The sequence below is a fragment of the Streptomyces sp. NBC_00289 genome, assembly GCF_041435115.1.
Classification (GTDB): Bacteria; Actinomycetota; Actinomycetes; order Streptomycetales; family Streptomycetaceae; genus Streptomyces.
Window position 1 is genome coordinate 1,647,914 of record NZ_CP108046.1, and the last position, 18,055, is coordinate 1,665,968.

Annotated in this window: 18 protein-coding genes and 1 pseudogene; 12 read left to right on the forward strand and 7 right to left on the reverse strand. The window is 71.1% G+C overall.

Translation table 11 applies throughout. The features are described from left to right. Window positions 1-37: 37 nt before the first annotated feature. The 5 genes and pseudogenes from OG985_RS07955 to OG985_RS07975 form a co-directional block, all read right to left on the reverse strand. Complete coding sequence (locus OG985_RS07955) at window positions 38-1,240, reverse strand: cysteine desulfurase-like protein (protein WP_371667541.1); 1,203 nt, start codon at window positions 1,238-1,240, stop codon at window positions 38-40. A 422-nt stretch (window positions 1,241-1,662) separates the two neighbouring features. Next, a pseudogene (locus OG985_RS07960) lies at window positions 1,663-2,802 on the reverse strand (PP2C family protein-serine/threonine phosphatase); the annotation flags it as partial. 92 nt (window positions 2,803-2,894) lie between these two features. After that, window positions 2,895-3,653: an IclR family transcriptional regulator gene (locus OG985_RS07965; protein ID WP_371667542.1), complete on the reverse strand. Its 759-nt coding sequence runs from the start codon at window positions 3,651-3,653 to the stop codon at window positions 2,895-2,897. A gap of 51 nt (window positions 3,654-3,704) precedes the next feature. After that, the gene (locus tag OG985_RS07970) at window positions 3,705-3,896 is read right to left on the reverse strand and encodes a hypothetical protein (RefSeq protein ID WP_371667543.1); all 192 of its coding nucleotides are present in this window, start codon (window positions 3,894-3,896) and stop codon (window positions 3,705-3,707) included. Between the two features lie 56 nt (window positions 3,897-3,952). Next, on the reverse strand, window positions 3,953-4,372 hold the full coding sequence (locus tag OG985_RS07975) for an ATP-binding protein (RefSeq protein WP_371667544.1): 420 nt from the start codon (window positions 4,370-4,372) through the stop codon (window positions 3,953-3,955). 373 nt (window positions 4,373-4,745) lie between these two features. Between OG985_RS07975 and OG985_RS07980 the strand changes: the two genes are divergently transcribed. Continuing rightward, window positions 4,746-5,504 (forward strand): hypothetical protein, encoded by a 759-nt coding sequence (locus tag OG985_RS07980; protein WP_371667545.1) that lies wholly within the window; start codon window positions 4,746-4,748, stop codon window positions 5,502-5,504. 143 nt (window positions 5,505-5,647) lie between these two features. Here the strand turns inward: OG985_RS07980 and OG985_RS07985 are convergent, their stop codons facing one another. Continuing rightward, the gene (locus tag OG985_RS07985; RefSeq protein ID WP_371674297.1) at window positions 5,648-5,914 is read right to left on the reverse strand and encodes a hypothetical protein; all 267 of its coding nucleotides are present in this window, start codon (window positions 5,912-5,914) and stop codon (window positions 5,648-5,650) included. A gap of 166 nt (window positions 5,915-6,080) precedes the next feature. Here OG985_RS07985 and ligA point away from each other — a divergent pair, with 166 nt between their 5' ends. The 9 genes from ligA to OG985_RS08030 all read left to right on the forward strand — a co-directional run bounded on the left by ligA (window position 6,081) and on the right by OG985_RS08030 (window position 14,947). Next, on the forward strand, window positions 6,081-8,198 hold the full coding sequence (ligA, locus tag OG985_RS07990) for an NAD-dependent DNA ligase LigA (protein ID WP_371667546.1): 2,118 nt from the start codon (window positions 6,081-6,083) through the stop codon (window positions 8,196-8,198). A gap of 398 nt (window positions 8,199-8,596) precedes the next feature. Continuing rightward, window positions 8,597-9,994, forward strand: coding sequence for a cytochrome ubiquinol oxidase subunit I (locus tag OG985_RS07995; RefSeq protein ID WP_371667547.1), 1,398 nt, complete (start codon window positions 8,597-8,599; stop codon window positions 9,992-9,994). Window positions 9,995-10,060: 66 nt separating this feature from the next. Beyond that, window positions 10,061-11,068: a cytochrome d ubiquinol oxidase subunit II gene (locus OG985_RS08000; RefSeq protein WP_371667548.1), complete on the forward strand. Its 1,008-nt coding sequence runs from the start codon at window positions 10,061-10,063 to the stop codon at window positions 11,066-11,068. Window positions 11,069-11,216: 148 nt separating this feature from the next. Further along, the gene (locus tag OG985_RS08005) at window positions 11,217-12,017 is read left to right on the forward strand and encodes a serine/threonine protein kinase (RefSeq protein WP_371667549.1); all 801 of its coding nucleotides are present in this window, start codon (window positions 11,217-11,219) and stop codon (window positions 12,015-12,017) included. Between the two features lie 113 nt (window positions 12,018-12,130). Then, a complete protein-coding gene (locus OG985_RS08010) occupies window positions 12,131-12,532 on the forward strand; it encodes an SH3 domain-containing protein (RefSeq protein WP_371667550.1) in 402 nt (133 codons plus the stop codon). 29 nt (window positions 12,533-12,561) lie between these two features. After that, a complete protein-coding gene (locus OG985_RS08015) occupies window positions 12,562-12,948 on the forward strand; it encodes a hypothetical protein (RefSeq protein ID WP_371667551.1) in 387 nt (128 codons plus the stop codon). 53 nt (window positions 12,949-13,001) lie between these two features. Next, complete coding sequence (locus OG985_RS08020) at window positions 13,002-13,397, forward strand: peptidase M23 (protein WP_371667552.1); 396 nt, start codon at window positions 13,002-13,004, stop codon at window positions 13,395-13,397. A gap of 192 nt (window positions 13,398-13,589) precedes the next feature. Next, entirely contained in the window at window positions 13,590-14,300 is a 711-nt protein-coding gene (locus OG985_RS08025; protein ID WP_371667553.1) for a lipoprotein, read from the forward strand. 50 nt (window positions 14,301-14,350) lie between these two features. Further along, complete coding sequence (locus OG985_RS08030; RefSeq protein ID WP_371667554.1) at window positions 14,351-14,947, forward strand: exonuclease domain-containing protein; 597 nt, start codon at window positions 14,351-14,353, stop codon at window positions 14,945-14,947. 21 nt (window positions 14,948-14,968) lie between these two features. Here OG985_RS08030 and OG985_RS08035 read toward each other — a convergent pair whose 3' ends face one another. Then, window positions 14,969-15,436: an SRPBCC domain-containing protein gene (locus OG985_RS08035; protein ID WP_371667555.1), complete on the reverse strand. Its 468-nt coding sequence runs from the start codon at window positions 15,434-15,436 to the stop codon at window positions 14,969-14,971. Between the two features lie 88 nt (window positions 15,437-15,524). On the opposite strand from OG985_RS08035, the gene OG985_RS08040 reads away from it, so the two are divergent. Both OG985_RS08040 and OG985_RS08045 read left to right on the forward strand, forming a co-directional pair. Then, on the forward strand, window positions 15,525-16,562 hold the full coding sequence (locus OG985_RS08040; protein ID WP_371667556.1) for a YihY/virulence factor BrkB family protein: 1,038 nt from the start codon (window positions 15,525-15,527) through the stop codon (window positions 16,560-16,562). A 208-nt stretch (window positions 16,563-16,770) separates the two neighbouring features. Further along, window positions 16,771-17,952, forward strand: coding sequence for a phosphatidylserine/phosphatidylglycerophosphate/cardiolipin synthase family protein (locus tag OG985_RS08045; RefSeq protein ID WP_371674298.1), 1,182 nt, complete (start codon window positions 16,771-16,773; stop codon window positions 17,950-17,952). Window positions 17,953-18,055: the final 103 nt, after the last annotated feature.

The window sequence follows — 18,055 nt, forward strand, 5'->3', positions numbered from 1 at the left end:
CCCCTCAGCCGCGAACGCACTCTGCCGAGTATGTGAGTCAGGGGCGGATGTTCCCCAACGCCTCGAGCAGCCGGTCCACGTCCTCGATGCTGGTGTACGGCGCGAGCCCGACCCGTACTCCGCCCACGTCCGCGAGCCCCAGCCGACGCGCGGCCTCCGCCGCGTAGAACGTACCGGCCGGGGCGTCGACGCCGTGCTCTGCCAGGTGTGCCGAGACGGCCGCCGACTCACGGCCGTCCACACGGAACAGCAGGGTGGGCGTACGCCGTTCGGCCCGCGAGTACACGGTGAGTCCGCGGATGTCGGCCAGCCCGCGCTCGATACGGGCTCGCAGGATGTCCTCATGGCCTTCGATCGCCGTGAAAGCAGCCTCCAGACGTTCCCGGCGGCTGCCGGACGCCTCCGGTGCCAGGCCGGCGAGGAAGTCCACGGCCGCACGGGCGCCCGCGAGCAACTCGTAGGGAAGTGTGCCCAGTTCGAAGCGTTCGGGGACGACGTCGGTGGAGGGCGCCAACTTGTCGGGGCGCAGGGTCTCGAGGAGTTCCGGGCTGCTCGCGAGGACGCCGAGGTGGGGGCCGAGGAACTTGTACGGCGAGCAGACCAGGGTGTCCGCGCCCAGCGCGGTCAGGTCGACCGCGGCATGGGAGGCGTAGTGCACCGCGTCGACGTGCAGCAGGGCCCCGGCACGGTGGGCGAGGGCGGCTATCGCGGGTACGTCGGGACGGGTGCCGATGAGGTTGGAGGCGGCGGTGACGGCCACCAGCCGGGTCCGCGCCGACAGCACGGCTTCGATGTCCTCGGGGTGCAGCTCGCCGGTGGCCGGGTCGAAGTCCGCCCATCGGACGGTGGCGCCGACCGCGTCCGCCGCCTGGATCCAGGGGCGGATGTTGGCGTCGTGGTCCAGCCGGCTGACGACCACCTCGTCACCCGTGTCCCAGGTCCTGGCGAGCGTACGGGACAGGTCGTACACGAGTTGGGTGGCGCTGCGGCCGAACACGATGCCGCGCGGTCGCGCGCCCAGCAGGTCGGCCAGCGCCTCCCGGGCGGCGGTGACGATGGCCTCCGCGTTGCGCTCACCCTCCGTGGTCCGCCCCCGGTTGGCCAGCGGGTTGGCGAGTGCGTCGGTGATGGCGTCGATGACCGGTTGCGGGGTCTGGGTGCCGCCGGGCGCGTCGAAGCGGGCGGTGCCCGACTTCAGGGCGGGGATCTGCGCGCGGACGGCGTCGACGTCGAGGGCCATGCGTACTCCAGTCACTGGGGAGGGGCGCGGCCGTGGAGCCGGGTCCGCTCCACCCGTCGGCAACGGCGTTCCCCTCCGCTCCGAACCCCGTCGCGATCACGACACCAGCATCACATGTCCCGCTCCCCGCACGGAGCGAGCGTCTCGAGCCGCTCGCCGAAGGCCGGCTCGGGGCGTGTCTCGCTTGGCCCAGCCGGGCTTCGCGGGCCCACGAAGCCGGGCGCCTCGGTAGTCGCGGGGCCGGGTGCTTCCGTGGTGGTCACGGGCCTGCCGACTTCGGGGCTCACGGACCCGGCCGCTTCGGTGGTGGTCACACGGCTGCCGGCTTCGGTACCCGTGGCGCCGGGTTCGTCCGTGACCACGGAAGGAGCAGCTTCCCCGGCCATGGAGGCTGGAGCTTCCGGAGCCGGGGTGGCCGTTTCCGACGAGCCCGGCGGCTTGCGGAGCAGGAGCAGCGCCGCGTCGTCGTCCAGGCGGCCGCCCACGTGCGTCAGCAGTTCGTCGTGGAGCGCGGTGAGGGTGCCCGCCGGCTCGTCCGACACGTGCCGGGCGAAGCCCTCGGCGAGCGGATAGAACTCACGACGGTGGTCGCGGGCCTCGGTGACCCCGTCGGTGTAGAAGAGCAGCTGGTCTCCGTCCGTGAAGGGCACCACCTGGAGCGAGGGGGTCTCGCCCGTGAGGGCGCGCAACCCGAGCGGCGGCGCCGGATCCGTGGGATCTATCGCCATGACGCCACCGGATTCACGTACCTGCAGCGGCGGCGCGTGTCCGCAGTTGACCAGCTCCAGCTGCCCCGACCTCGGGTATCCGGCGACCACCGCGGTGACGAAGTCGTCGCGACCCAGGTTGCGCGCCAGGCTTCGCTCGATCCGCTCGACGACGGCGAGCAGGTCCGGCTCGTCGTAGGCGGCCTCGCGGAAGACACCGAGGACGAGTGCGGCGGTCCCCACGGCCGGCAGCCCCTTGCCCCGCACATCACCGACGATCACCCTGACGCCGTACGGGGTGGGCACCAGAGCGTAGAGGTCCCCGCCGATACGGGCCTCCGCCGCCGCGGCGCTGTAGCGGACGGCGACCTCGAACGGGCCGACAGTCGCCGGTACGGGCTTGAGCAGCGCGTGCTGGGCCGCCTCCGCGACCGAGCGGACGTCCTCGAGCACCCGTTCCCGACGCGCGCGCAGCGCACTGGCCAGGCCACTCGCCAGGGTGACGGCCACCAGGGCGGACAGGACGGCTGCCAGTTCACGGCCCGGTACACCGTCCCGCGCGCCGAGCGTGGCGCCCAGTACCGCGGCGAGGAGACCGACACACAGGACTCCCCGGGGGCCGCTGGTGGTGGCGGCGAGCGCGGGCCCGGCCGCGAGCAGCGGCAGCCAGATCATGCCGGCCCCGCCGGCGAGATCGGCGCTGACGACGGCGGAGACGATCAGTACGGGCAGTACGGGCGTGGCGGCGCCCAGCCGTGCGGCGGCGCGTATCCGGGCCGAGCCGGCCCGGGCCGCGCGATTCTTGAGGGGCCGTATCGGCCAGTGGTCGCCGCCATGGTCTCGGGCCTGACTCATGTGTTGTCCGCAGTCCTCACCTGGGTGAACAATCGCAATGTCTGCCTCATCCAGGAAACGCAGTCGGCTCAAGCACCACAAGCGCACGGTTTTCAGATAGTGAGCGACAGGCTCCTGGTCACCCGACTCGCGGTCGGGAGCAGCCGGGCCCTGATCTCCTCGATGCGGGAGAGCCGGTTCACCGGCATCGAGACGCCGAGCGAGCCGACCGTGTCCCCGCTGTAGACGGGCACGGCCACGCAGACCGTCCCGAGGGCGTACTCCTCCAGGTCGGTGACGGCCGGGGCGACGGGTGAGGAGTCGAGCCGCCGCAGCAGTTCCGGAGAGCTGGTGATGGTGCGTGGTGTGAGGTCGGCGAGGGTGTGCCGGGACAGGTACTCCTTGCGGGAGTCGTCGTCCAGCTCGCGCAGCACCGACTTGCCCAGCGCGGTGGCGTGTCCGGCGTCCTCGAATCCCACCCACAGGTCGACACGGGGCGCCCGGGGCCCGTCGACGATCTCGGCGACCCGGATCTCGCCGTCCTCGTAGAAGGTCAGGTAGGCGGGGGTCGTGAACTGGTCGCGCAGCGCCACGAGGGTGGGACGGACCCGGCTGAGCAGCGCCTGGCCGCGGCCCGAGGTGTGCAGCGTCTGCACCTTGTCACCCAGGATGAACCCGCCGTCGGCGAGTTTGCGCAGGTAACCGTCGTGCACCAGGGTCCGCAGCAGGTGGTAGGCGGTGGGCAGGGACAGGCCGGTCTCACGCGCCAGCTGTTTCGCCGGCGCGCCGTTCTCGTGTGCGCTCACCGCCTCCAGCAGGCGGAAGGCCCGCTGCACCGAGCCGATGAGCGTCGGGCCGTCGCGAGCACCCATAAGGACCAGCGTGCGCCGGGCGCCCGGTCCCGGCAAGGCAGACGGGGTGATTCACGGCTCGTGCGTCCCCTCGGCACGACTGGGCGCGGAACAGGACCGGGGGCGCCGTGCGGTGAGTACGGGCTGGTGGAACCCGCTGGTGGCCGGCGGGTGCCAGGCGATGTCGGTGAAGCCGGCCTGTGCCACGAACTCCGTCAGTTCACGTCGGGTGAGTGCCCAGGAGGTCGTCCGGCGGACCCGCACGTTCCAACGGTAGTGCGCGAACGCCGACCGGAGAGGTGGTCGTTCAGGAGCGACTGTCAGTCGGCCTCGTCGGTGTGAGCGGGGTGGGCGGGGCGGAAGCAGGCCGTGACTGTCTTGCCGTGTCGTCCGCACTTCATGCCCCAGGTGTCGGCGAGGGCACTGACGATCGACACCCCACGTCCCGACACCTCACCCTCGCCCGGCTCGCGACGGCGGGGCAGTGTGGGGTCCTCGTCGTGGACACTCACGTGCAGACAGTCGCCGTCCCAGGTCAGGATCAGGTGCGCGTCACTGTTGGCGTGGACATGGGCGTTGGTCAACAGCTCCGAAACGGCCAGCACGATCGACTCCACCGTCTCCGGTTCCTCGGCCGTCCACGGCAGTGATTCCACATGTCCGCGCACCCACTCCCGCCCCGCGCGCACACCTCCCGACACGGGAAACGAGTGGGCCCAGCCCATCGCCTTGACCGCCATCGTCCCTCATTTCCAGCGTTGTCGACCAGATCCGCTCCAGGTGAGGCGGGTACCCGATCCCGACGAGCGCACTCCCCGGCCTGCGCGGCGACCCGCCCCTCACACATCAACTCCTGCACCGCGCATGGGCTTTCGGCGCGGTGATGTGTCTCCGACGGAAGCGCGAATACCGAGTCCGCCAGTACCCCCAGCGCCTCACCGTCGTTTTCCCGGCATGCACGAGGCGAACCATGTGTTCCTGTTGTCCGTACTATCTACGCAAGGTCCTGTGCATCGGTGACTGCTGCCGCCCCCACAGACATCAGTCCCGGACACCACACATGTGCTCCAGGCCCATCAACTCCGGCCTCGAACCGAGGAAAGGTTGCACCCCATGTCTGAAACCGCCTCCGCCACCGAACTGACTTCGCACTACACCGCCCAGGTCACCGGCGACCTCGACCGCAACACCAAGGAGCAGGAGCGCATCGGCGACGAAATCGCCGCACTGCAGGAGCAGTTGTCAGCCCTCCAGCGTGACGCCACGATCCTGGTCAACATTCAGCGGGCCATCGGAACGGCGCCTGCGCCGGCTGCCGCCGAACCTCAGGCCCCCGCGGCGGGCAGCGTGGTGCCCGCCCCCCGCAAGAAGCAGGCCGCCACGCCCACCACGGGCAAGCGCACCCGGACCAAGAAGGCCACCGCCGCGCCCGCCCCCGCGCCCGCCGCGGCCGAGAAGCCGGCCGCCACCAAGCGCGCGAGCAAGTCCACGGCCAAGCCTGCCGCCAAGCCCTCCGCCAAGTCGTCGGTCAAGTCCTCGCCCAAGGCTTCGCCCAAGGCTTCGGCCAAGCCTGCCACCAAGGCGTCGGCCACGAAGTCCCCGCAGCCGACCCTGGTCGACCTGGTGCGTCAGCACCTCACCGAGCAGAGCGAACCGCGCTCGGCGGCTGAGGTCGCCACGACCCTCGGCCAGACCCACCCCGAGCGCAACGTCAAGGTGACCGTCGTGCGCACCACCCTCGAAGGACTGGTGGCCAAGAGCCTGGCGCAGCGCTCCAAGCAGGGTTCCTCCGTCTTCTACACCTCGCCCGACGCGACGCAGGAGACCGCACCGCAGCAGGCCGACGAGCAGCCCGCGCCGGCGAACGCCTGACCCACCGGGACGTGCCGCGGCCCGGATTGCCAGGTGCTGTCGTGGGTCAGCATCAGGCGATCGCGGGCCGCGCCCGGGCAGCGCATCCAACCGAACCCGCGCTCCCGCCGCGCGCGCCACCGAAGCACCGGGCCGGGATGTGGTCAGGGTGTGTCTCCGCGCCATTCGAAGCGGCGGCTGTCCGTGGCTCGGGGGGCGTACAGGGCGCGGCCGCCTGGCCCGTGGCTGCCTATCTCCGTCGGCAGTGCCACACCCGCGCGCACCTCATGGTCGGACAGACCGGTGACATCCAGCAGCAGGCCGTCCAGTGGCCCCCCGACCAGCTCCACGTACGCGCGTCCGGGCTGTGGGCCGGCGTCGTCGTGGTCGGCCCCGTAGACCCGCCCACGCATGAACTCGAGCTCATCCATGCCATGAAGCCTCGCACCCGGCACTGACAACCGGCCGCCGCGGTGCGCGACCGCAGCCCGGAACCCGACCGCGTCCAGCGTCCCCTCACCGGCGTCGTGCAGGGCCGTGTGCCGGTCCACCGCGCCCCACGGCGGTGCGGCGACGTTGTCAGTGGTGGCAGGCAGGATGGCAGTCATGACAACAGCTGCAGCAGTGATCGTGGATGGCGCCGCCTACGCACAGGCCGTCGAGGACGCCGTGAAGGCTTCGGCCGCCTACTACACGGGCGGCACCTCGGGGTTGGACGACGAGACCTACGACCTGCTGGTGCGCGGCATCGCCGCGTGGGAGGCCGAGCATCCCGAACAGGTACTGCCCGGCTCACCCACCGGCAAGGTCGCCGGCGGTGCCGTGGAGGGCGACGTCCCGCACACGGTGGCGATGCTGAGCCTGGACAACGTCTTCTCGGCCGAGGAGTTCACGGCCTGGGCCGCCTCGTTGGCCCGGCGGATCGGTCATGAGGCGGAGAGGTTCAGCGTCGAGCCCAAGCTCGACGGTCTGGCGATCGCCGCGCGCTACGACCGAGGCCGCCTGACGCGGCTGATCACCCGCGGCGACGGGACGGCCGGGGAGGACGTCTCACACGCCATCGGCACCGTCGAGGGCCTGCCGGACGAACTGGGTGAGCCGGTCACGGTGGAGGTGCGTGGTGAAGTCCTGATGACCACCGCCCAGTTCGAGCACGCCAACGAGGTGCGCACCGGGCACGGCGGACAGCCGTTCGCCAACCCGCGCAACGCCGCGGCGGGGACCCTGCGTGCCAAGGATCGTGCCTACACCGTGCCGATGACCTTCTTCGGCTACGGCCTGCTGCCGCTGCCCGACACCGAGGCGGACCTCGCCGCACGCCTGGGCGGCCTCGCGCACAGTGACCTCATGCGTGAGGCGGCCGCGCTCGGGGTGAACACCACCGCGGGCACCGCCGTTCCGGGCAGCACCGCGGACACGGCAGAGCAGGTGCTGGCCCGGGTGGCGGAGATCGCCGCGCTGAGGGCGGAGTTGCCGTTCGGGATCGACGGGATCGTCGTCAAGGCCGACCTGGCGGCCGACCAGCAGGCCGCCGGATCCGGGACACGTGCCCCGCGCTGGGCGATCGCCTACAAGCTGCCCGCCGTGGAGAAGATCACCCGGCTGCTCGAGGTGGAGTGGAACGTGGGCCGTACCGGCATCATCGCCCCGCGTGCCGTGTTGGCACCGGTCGAGATCGACGGCTCCACGATCACCTACGCCACCCTGCACAACCCGGCCGACATCACCCGCCGCGACCTGCGCCTGGGCGACCACGTCATGGTATATCGCGCCGGAGACGTCATCCCCCGCATCGAGGCACCGGTGGCACATCTGCGCACCGGTGACGAACGGCCGATCGCCTTCCCCGAGGTGTGTCCGCACTGCGGCTCCGGCATCGACACCAGTGAGCAGCGCTGGCGCTGTGAGAACGGCCGCAACTGCCATCTCGTGGCCGCCCTCTCCTACGCCGCCGGCCGCGACCAGCTCGACGTCGAGGGCCTCGGCCACAGCCGTGTCGTGCAGTTGGTCGAGGCAGGTCTGGTCGCCGACCTCGCGGACCTGTTCTCCCTCACCCGCGACCAGCTCCTGGGACTGGAACGGATGGGCGAGACCAGCACCGACAACCTCCTCGCGGCGATCGCCTCGGCCAAGGGCCGGCCCCTGTCGCGGGTGCTGTGCGCGCTCGGCGTGCGGGGCACCGGCCGCTCCATGTCCCGCCGTATCGCCCGGCACTTCGCGACCATGGACACCATCCGCGCGGCCGACGCCGAGGCGATGCAGCGGGTCGACGGCATCGGCACGGAGAAGGCCCCGTCGATCGTCGCGGAACTCGCCGAACTCGCCCCGCTGATCGACAGACTCGTGGCGGCCGGGGTGAACATGACCGAACCCGGCGCCACTCCTCCTCCCCCGGCAGGCAGCGACGCCGAGGAGCAGGCGGTCGACGCGGGCTCGGCGGCCGGGCCGGAGGCGGCGGCAGGCGGGCCACTGGCCGGAATGACCGTGGTCGTCACCGGCGCGATGACCGGGGCGCTGGAGGCCCTCAGCCGCAACCAGATGAACGAACTCATCGAGCGCGCCGGTGGCCGCTCCTCCTCCAGCGTCTCCAAGAAGACCACCCTGGTCGTCGCCGGAGAAGGCGCCGGATCCAAACGCGCCAAGGCCGAGACCCTGGGAGTGCGCCTCGCCGCTCCCGAGGAGTTCGCGGCCCTCGTCGCCGACTTCCTCGGCTGACTCCCGCAGGCGGCCGGGTGGGCCACCTCACAGCGGCTGCCACGGCGGAGCGGGGAACAACCGCCGTCAGTCGACCGTTCGACTGTGTGTGGCTGCGGAGGGGACAGTGTCCCCGGGCCTCACCTATAGCCCACAGGGACGATCGTTCGGCTGAAGCCCTGTGGAGCCTTTCGCCGAGAGGCGACCGCCCTCCGCACACCACCACGTACGGCCCCGGCTGGTCCCCCCGTCCAGTCGGGGCTTCGTGGTGTCCGGACCCCCTCCGCCGCACGCACGGCGACGCGCTGCCCGCCAGGCACTCGCGACACCCCGGGCGCCGCACAAGGACCTCAGATCGCCCGTGCGGAGCGGATTGACCACCTGCCTCAGGGGTACTGGCCGGACTCATGATGCGCGGTGTGCTCTCCGCTTCGGTGCCCGGCATCGCCCTCGCGGCGAACCGGGTGTCGGCGGGCGACCTGTCGGCAGCGCGGGCCCAGATGGGGTTCTCGCTGGCCTGGCACATCGTGATCGCCTGTCTGGGAGTGGGACTGCCGGCGCTCACCCTGCTCGCCGAGTGGTGGGGCATCCGTACCGGCAGTCCCTCCCACCAACTGCTGGCCCGGCGGTGGGCGCGCGCCATGGGCGTCCTGTTCGCGGTCGGAGCCGTCTCCGGCACCATCCTGAGCTTCGAGATGGGACTGCTGTGGCCCGGTCTGATGGGCCGGTTCGGGCAGGTCATCGGACTGCCCTTCGCGCTGGAAGGCATCGCCTTCTTCATCGAGGCGATCTTCCTGGGCATCTATCTCTACGCCTGGGACCGCCTGCCGCCCCGACGGCACCTGCTGACCGGCATCCCGATCGTCATCGCGGGCACCGCCTCCGCGTTCTTCGTCGTCTGCGCCAACGCCTGGATGAACCAGCCGCGCGGCTTCACCCTGCGCGACGGCAAGGTCGTGGACGTCGACCCGTGGGCCGCGATGCTGAACCCCGCGAGCTGGCCGCAGACCGTGCACATGATCCTCGCCGCGTTCATGGTGGCGTCCTTCCTGACGGCGTCCGTCTACGCGGTGGCGCTCCTGCGCGGGCGCCGCGACACCTACCATCGGGCGGGATTCGTCATCCCCTTCACGCTCGGTGCCGCGGTGACCCCCTTCCAGATTCTGGTGGGCGACTGGGCGGCCCGCTTCCTCGCCGACTACCAGCCGGCGAAACTGGCCGCGATCGAGGGGGTCTACACCACCGGTTCGCACGTCCCGCTGACCATCGGCGGCATCGCGGGCGACGACGGCCTGAAGTACGGCCTGGAGGTCCCCAACGGACTGTCCCTGCTGGTCGGCTACAGCCCCGACACCGTCGTCAAGGGCCTCGACCGTGTCCCACGCGGCCAGTGGCCCGCGGTCACCGGCGTGCACTGGGCCTTCGACCTGATGGTCTCGATCGGGTTCTTCCTGCTGGCGATGGGCCTGTGGCTGCTGTGGGCGTGGTGGCGCCGCCGTCGCATGGGCGGTGAACTGCCCTTCAACCGTCTCTTCCTGATGCTGGCCGCGGTGAGCGGCCCGGCCGCGGTGGTGGCGCTGGAGAGCGGCTGGTGCGTGACCGAGCTGGGCCGGCAGCCGTGGATCGTGTGGGGCGTGATGAGTGTGCGCGACGCCGTCAACCCCGCGCCGGGGCTGATGGCCGGCCTGTGGCTGGTGCTCGTCGTGTACGCGGCCATGACGGTCGCCACCGTGTACGTACTGCGCCGGATGACCCGTGGGACGCCGGTGCCGCAGGCCCCGCAGGAGGAGGACGTCAGCCGGTATCCCGTCGTCTGAGACCGTCCGGACGCACGTGTTGTCACCCAGCCCGTCCGCCCGTCCTCGAAACGCCTGGAGGTGACCGTGCTCGCCAACACCGCGCTCGCTGTGATGTGGGTGGGCCTGACCTGCTACGCCCTGTTCGGCGGCGCCGACTTCGGCGCGGGCGTGTGGGACCTGCTGTCCGGCGGTGCGGAGCGCGGGCGGGCGCGGCGCGGACTCATCGAACACAGCATCGGCCCCGTGTGGGAGGCCAACCACGTGTGGCTGATCTTCGTGGTGGTGACCCTGTGGTCGGCGTTCTCCACCGTGTTCGCCGCGGTCATGTCGACCCTGTACATCCCGTTGACGCTCGCGGCCCTGGGCATCATCGCGCGCGGTGCCGCCTTCGCCTTCCGCAAGGCCAGCACCGAGTTGTGGCAGCAGCGACTGTTCGGCGCGTGCTTCGCCCTGTCCTCACTGGTCACCCCGTTCTTCCTCGGTGCGGTGGCCGGCGGTGTCGCTTCCGGCCGTGTTCCGCCGGGCCTCGCCGAGGGCGACGTCGTCACCAGTTGGCTGAACCCGACGTCAGCGCTGGGCGGCGTCCTGGCGGTGCTGACCTGCGCCCATCTGGCCGCGGTCTATCTGTGTGCGGACGCCGACCGCGAGGGCCGCCCCGAACTGGCCCGGGGCTTCGCCCGCAACGCCGTGCTGAGCGGCCTGGCGGCGGGTGCCGTCGCCTGCGCCGGTGTCGCGGTACTGCACGCCGATGCCCCGGAACTGTTCCACGGCCTCACCCACCGGGCCCTGCCGCTCGTGATCCTGAGCGCGGTCGCCGGTCTGGCGGTCCTCGGTCTCCTCGCGAAACACCGGTTCGTGGTGGCCCGCGCGGCCGCCGCGCTCGCCGTCGCCGCGATCCTGTGGGCCTGGGGCGCCGCCCAGTACCCAGCCATGCTGGTCGGCGGCACCACCGTCAGCGAGGCGGCGGCGACGCCGGCCGTCCTCTCGGCGATCCTCGTCTCGCTGGGCTTCGGCGCGGTCGTCCTGATCCCGTCCCTGTGGCTGCTGTACACCACCTTCCAGCGGGCGACACCGGAGCAGCCGCACCGCTGAGCCGGCCCGCACGGCGTGGCCTTCGGGGTGCCCCGCTTCCGGGCGCGTTCCCACGGCGGTTCGGCGTCGGCCGTATGCGACCTGTTTCGGTGTTCAGAAAGGAGCGCGGGCCTTTTAGAATTCTCCCGACACACGGGGGAAGTGGGTTATGGACACAGTTATCGTGCAGTTGCCCGAGGAAACAGATTCTCACTCCGAAGCGATTCGCCGCAAACCACGGCTTTTACACATGGGCCCCGGTGAAACCCGTGACTTCGGCAGGGGAAGTCCGGACACCGCGCTGCCCATCGTGTTAACCGATCCGGGGGTTTCGCGTCGCGCCGGGCGCATCGAGGCCGCCGGGGACTTCTGGCGGTTGTCGAACTTCAGCACCTCGTCCACCTATGTCGTGGAGAACCTCGAAGGTGCGGGCGAGCACATCAAAGTCGCGCCGGGTCGGCTCGGCGCGCCCGTACCGTTCGAATTCTCCAGAGTGGTGCTGCCCGCCCTGAACGGCACCGCGACCTTCAAGGTCTTCGCACCACAGCACGCCTACGCGCAGGACGGCACCGGGCCCGACCACGGGGAACAAACCGTCAGTCCTTTCTCCCTCGACCCGACGTCCAAGTACTTCCTCGTGCTCGTCGCTCTGTGCGAACCCAGACTCCGCAGCTCCACCGGTGCGGCGCTGCCCGGCGCCGGGGAGATCGTCGAGCGCCTGAGTCCCCTCGAGTCGTGCCGGGACCTGACCCGCTCGGCGGTGAACTACCACATCGACTACCTGACGGCCACGAAGCTGCGGTTGCGGACGGACCGGACGGAGGACCCGTCCCCGCGCGCCTCCAAGGACGGGGCGCGGGTGGGTGCCAAGCGCGAGGACCTGGTCACGCTCGCCCTGCGGTTCGACCTGGTGCGCGAGGAACACCTCACCCTGCTGCCGCAGCGCAGCCCGCTGCCCTGCCCCCGCTGAGGCCACCGGGTCCCTGACAGCTGTCAGGGACCCTCTCACCCCGCCTCTCCCTAGAGTGCTGAGTGCCGGCCAAGTGCCGCGCAGTCACACATCGGTACAGGGGGAAACACGTCATGCCCACTCGCACTCTCGCCAGGGCCGCACTCGTCGGCGCCGGCGCCCTCACCCTGCTCGGCTCGCTCACCGCCACCGCGACCGCCGGTTCCCCGACCGCGGGTACGGCCGTCGTGGCGTCGACAGCCGGCCAGGGCTCCGCGCACGTCCTGGCGGCACCGTACGCGGTCGAGCCGTACGAGACCGTCAACATCCGCAAGGGACCCGCCCGTTCGTACGACAAGGTCGGCAGCGTGGTGGCGAACCAACCGCGTGGCGCCTACTGCTGGACCCACGGCGAGACCATCAGCGACCACGGCTACACCAACGACGTCTGGGTGCAGCTCGTCGAGGGCTATGTCAGCGCCGTCTACCTCAAGGGCAACGAGTACGGCGACCTGCCCGCCTCCGCGACCTGCTGATCCGGACCACTCGGAAGGAGCCAGGAGTCATGCGTAAAAGGACCGGACTGCTCGCGGCCGCCGGGGCCCTCGCCCTGGTGGGCGCCACCGCGCCCACGGCCGCCGCCGACGGACACGGCCAGGGCTACTACGGGGTGTGGGCGAGCAACGTCAACATCCGCGAGGTCTATCCCGACGCCTGCTGGGACTACCCGTCCCCGGGCAACTGCCCCGAGGTGCTCGGGCAGGTCAGCGCACCGACCCAGGTCTTCGTGCGCTGCCAGTTCCCCGGCCAGCCGGTCGGCGGAAACCCGTACTGGGTGGTCGTCGAGGTTCCCGGGTGGACCCACTACGGCGTGATGGCCAGCTACTACATCGACAACCAGAGCAACTGGATCGACGGCGTACCCACCAACTGCGTGTGGTCCGGCGGCTGACCACCGCCACCGCTCGACACCGACATCCGCACGACCGAACCATGGGGGAAGACATGAAGACACTGATCCGCCGCTCGGCCACCGCACTGGCCGTGGCCGCACTCACCGCCGGGGCCCTCGCCACCACGGCGGAGGCCGCGCCGACGGTGCACACCTCCGCCGCGGCCGCCGCGAACAGCGGTGACCCGGCCCTCACCGACGTCTACATCTGGGCGACCGACGTGAACCTCCGCCAGCAGCCGACCAGCGCGTCGAACCGCCTCGCGGTCCGTTCGCAGTACTGGCTGGACGCCGTGTGCCAGACGCAGGGCCAGACCGTCAGCGATCCCGCCGTCGGCACCAACAACTGGTGGACCGCGGTGATGGAGTTCTCCGGCAGCGACGTCGCCTACGTCAGCAACCTGTATCTCCGCGGCGGCGAGAAGATCGCCGGAGTTCCGGACTGCTGAAGCCCGGCGGACCCCGGGCACACCGGGACGGAGTGAGGCGGTGGGGCGCACCCGGGGGACGGGGGCGCCCCACCGGCCGTCGGCCGACCGCCGGGCACAGGGCCCGCACCCACCGTCGCGGACGGACCGCATCGACGTCCTGTCAGAGCCCTCGGCTACTGTGTCCCGTCTGGATCATGAGGGGAGACGGGCATGCTGGTCGGGGTGGGGAAGCGATGGCGTCGGATGGCCCATGTGGCTTTGCTGGCGGGGGTGTTGGCGGGCTGCGCGGAGGCCACGGACGAGGACGGGAAGGCGCCGGCGAAGACGTCCGCGGGCGCTTCGGCGGCCGTGTCCGGTGACGACGGGACGGTTGCCCGGAGCGGCGGCACGATCGGCGCCGAGGGATCGGCCTGCGAACTGCCCGTCACCTTCGACATCGCCAAGGGGTGGACGGCGGAAGCCGTCGAGTCCGGTACGGCCTCCGACAGCGCCACGAGCGGCTCCGGTGACCTCGAGGACGAGCTCGCCGAGGAGGTCGCCGACTCGCTCCTGCGCCAGGGCCCGGTCACCGCGGCCTGCGAGGTCGACGCCAAGCCGGCGGGCAACATCGGCTACCTCCGGGTCTGGACCGGCAAGGCCGGCAGCGCCAGCGCGCGCAGCGTCCTGGAGGCCTTCGTCGGCGCCGAGGAGCAGGCGAGCAAGGCCAAGTACCACTCGTTCAAGGCCGGTGACGTGGTCGGCGCCGAGGTGGAGTACCTCTACACCAGCGCGATCCTCGAGGAGACGAAGAAGGAGCGCGCCCTCGCCGTCACGACGCCCGATGGTCCTGTCGTACTGCACCTGGGCGGCATGGACACCGAGGAGCACGAGGCGATGCTCCCGGCCCTCGAACTGGCGAAGCGGACCCTGCGGGTGAGCTGAGCACCGAAAACGAGGTGCCGTGCGCCGGTGTCGTCCCTACGCTTCCCGTCATGGACAGCACAGGGACCGAACGTCTGCTGAACGTCGTGGACGTCGAGGCGACCTGCTGGCCCGGTTCTCCACCGCCGGGCCAGACCAGCGAGATCATCGAGATCGGTATGACCGTCGTCGACCTGGCCGCCCGTGAGCGAGTCGCCCGCCACCGGATCCTGGTACGGCCCGCGCGCTCCCGGGTCAGCGCGTTCTGCACCGAGCTGACCGGCCTCACTCAGCACGAGGTCGAGCAGGGTCTGTCCTTCACCGAGGCGTGCCGGCTGCTCGCGGCCGGGCACGACGCCGGGATCCGGCCGTGGACCAGTTGGGGCGACTACGACCGCCACCAGTTCACCCGCCAGTGCCGGGCGACCGGGACGCCCTATCCCTTCGGCCGGTTCCACACCAACGCCAAGGCCGCCTTCACCGAGGCGCACGGGCTGCGCAAGCGGCCCGGGATGGCCCAGGCCCTGCGGTTGGCCGGACTGCCGCTCGAAGGGCGCCATCACCGGGGTGAGGACGACGCCTGGAACATCGCGGCCCTGGTCCTGCGACTGGCCGCGGACGGCACATGGCCGCACCCGTCGGAGCGGCGCGAGACCGAACACCCCTGACCGCGCCCGGGCGGCGACGACTCACCCGCGGCGCCCGGCCTCGACGAGGCCCGCGAGCTTGGACAAGGCCATGCGCGTACCCGTCTCGTTGTCCGCGGCGGGTACCGCTTCGGGGATGCCCTCGTGGACGACGAGCACATCGGTGCCACCGTTCGCGTCGGTGAGCGTGGTGGTCATCGTCATCGTGCCCCGCAGTGCCGGGTCGTCGCTCTCGAACGCGAACACCTCGACCACCTTCTCGTCCGGGACGAGCTCGGCGAAACGCCCGCCGTAGGTGTCCGTGCGGGAGTCCGACTTCCCGGCACCGACCGCCGTCCCGTAGGTCAGCGACACACGGAACTCGCCGCCTTCGCGGGCGTCGAACACATGGATGTGGCTGCTCATGCCGTCCGGCACCCGCCACTTCGCGATCGCCTCGGCGTCCACCAGCGCCCGGTACACAGCCGCGCGTGGGGCGTTCACATGCCACGAGACCCGCGTCGAGTACATGGGTCCAACATAGGCCCGGGCCTGTCCTCCCGGCTCCGACTCTGTCCCGTGGGGCATGGGCCGGGCGCGTGGGGTTACTCCGGTCCTCATGGCAAGGACTTCGAAATCCGATCAGGGCAGTGGTGCGGCGTCAGCGTCCGAGGCTCAGGCACCAGGGCCGGAGGAACAGGCGGAGCGACAGGCGCCGGACGGACCCACCCAGTTGTCGAGACGGTCCTGGTTGGCCGTCCTCAAGGGCACTGCGAAAGAGTTCCAGAACGACGAACTCGCCGACCGGGCGGCGGCCCTGACGTACTACGGGGTGCTCTCCCTCTTCCCGGCCCTGCTGGTCCTGGTCTCGCTGCTGGGCATCTCCGGGCAGTCGGCAACCCAGCAGGTCCTGGACAACGTCAACAAACTCGCCCCCGGCTCCGCCCGCGACATCATCAGTGACGCGGTGCGGCAGCTCCAGGGCCGGGGCGGCATCGGATCGCTCATGGCGGTCGTCGGCATCGTTCTGGCCGTGTGGTCGGCGTCCGGCTACGTCGCGGGGTTCATCCGCACCGCGAACGCCATCTACGACATGCCCGAGGGCCGCCCGGTGTGGAAGGTGCTGCCCATCCGGGTCGGCGTCACGGTGGTGCTGCTGGTGCTGGCCGTGATCAGCGCCCTGATCGTCGTGTTCACCGGTGGCATCGCCCGGCAGGCCGGCGCGGCGCTGGGGATCGGCGACACCGCGCTGACCGCGTGGTCGATCGCGAAGTGGCCGGTGCTGGTCGTCCTGGTCACCATCATGATCGCGCTGCTGTACTGGGCGTCCCCCAACGTGAAGGGCCGCGGCCTCAAGTGGATCACCCCGGGCAGCGTGCTGGCCCTGCTGATCTGGCTGCTCGCGTCCGCCGGGTTCGCCTTCTACGTGGCGAACTTCGCCTCGTACAACAAGACCTACGGCACACTCGCCGGCGTGATCGTGTTCCTCGTGTGGCTCTGGATCAGCAACATCGCGATCCTGCTGGGCCTGGAGTTCGACGCGGAGATGGCCCGGCAGCGCGCGGTCGCCGGCGGGCACCCCGCGGACGAGGAGCCGTACGTCCCGCCGCGCGACACCCGTGCCTGGAGCGAGGAGGACCGGCGCCGCATGACGTGAGGCCCCGGATCCCGCTTCGGTGGTGGGCTTCCCCGGGCCGCCCTCCGGCTCCGCGCCTTCGTCCGCCCTGCCGTGGGACAGATGGCATGGGCTGGGTATACGTACGCCGCCGAGCCGGGCAGTGCCGGGCCGGCACTGGTGGGGTGGACAGGCCGGAGACATGGAGGCGAGCGTGCTGCAGCGAACGACGGAAGTGGCCGAAGTGGGCATGGGCGGGAGCGAGTCGGGCACCGCCGACCTTCGCAAGCAGCGTCTGCGAAGACGCCTGGAGCGACTCATCGGCATCGCCGCCACGGAGGGCAACGAGCTCATACCGCTGCGCAACGGCGACGCGATCTTCCCGGCCATGCTCGCGGCCATCCGGTCCGCCCGGCACACCGTGGACCTGATGACCTTCGTCTACTGGCGGGGCGAGGTCGCCCGCGAGTTCGCGGACGCGCTGGCCGAACGCGCCCGGGCGGGCGTGCGGGTGCGTCTGCTGCTCGACGGTTTCGGCGCCATGGAGATCGAGCAGGACCTGCTCGACGCGATGGACAGCGCCGGAGTCCAGGTCGCCTGGTTCCGCAAGCCCGCGCGTCTGTCGCCGCTGAAGCAGAACCACCGCTGCCATCGCAAGGCTCTCGTCGTCGACGAGACGACGGCGTTCACGGGCGGGGTCGGCATCGCCGAGGAGTGGTGCGGCGACGCCCGCAACCCGGACGAGTGGCGCGACACCCACGTACAGGTACGCGGCCCCGCCGTCGACGGCATCGCCGCCGCCTTCGCGCAGAACTGGGCCGAGTGCCACGACACGCTCTACGACGAGCGCGACCGGTTCACGGAGCACGAGCAGCCGGGGCGGGCCACCGTTCAGGTCGTGCGGGGGTCGGCCAGCTTCGGCTGGCAGGACATGCAGACACTCGTCCGGGTCGTGCTGTCCTCCGTGGAGGAACGATTCCGGTTGTCCACCGCCTACTTCGCCCCGGACCCGTACTTCGTCGGCCTGCTCGCGGAGACCGCCCGGCGCGGGGTACGGGTGGAGATCCTGCTGCCCGGCCCGCACACCGACCAGCGGGCCTGCCGTCTGGCCGGGCAGCAGCACTACCAGACGCTGCTCGACGCGGGCGTCGAGATACGCGAGTACCAGCCGACGATGCTGCACACGAAGATCATGACGGTGGACGGCGTGGCCTCACTGATCGGCTCGACCAACTTCAACCGGCGGTCGATGGAGCACGACGAGGAGGTCATGCTCGCCGTGCTCGACGAGCACTTCACCGCCACCCTCGACGGTGACTTCGAGGACGACTGGAAGGCGGGCGAGTCCATCGACCCCGTGCGCTGGCGGCGCCGCCCTCTGCCCCAGCGTCTGCGCGAGGCGGCGGTCACACCGATCCGGCGTTTCCTCTGACCGCCCTTGCGACGACCGCCGGAGGGACTGTTCCGAACCTCGGGCGGCCCGCGTCGCCGGCCCGCTCGGACGAACGTGCTCTGCCCGCCGGATCACTCGCCCC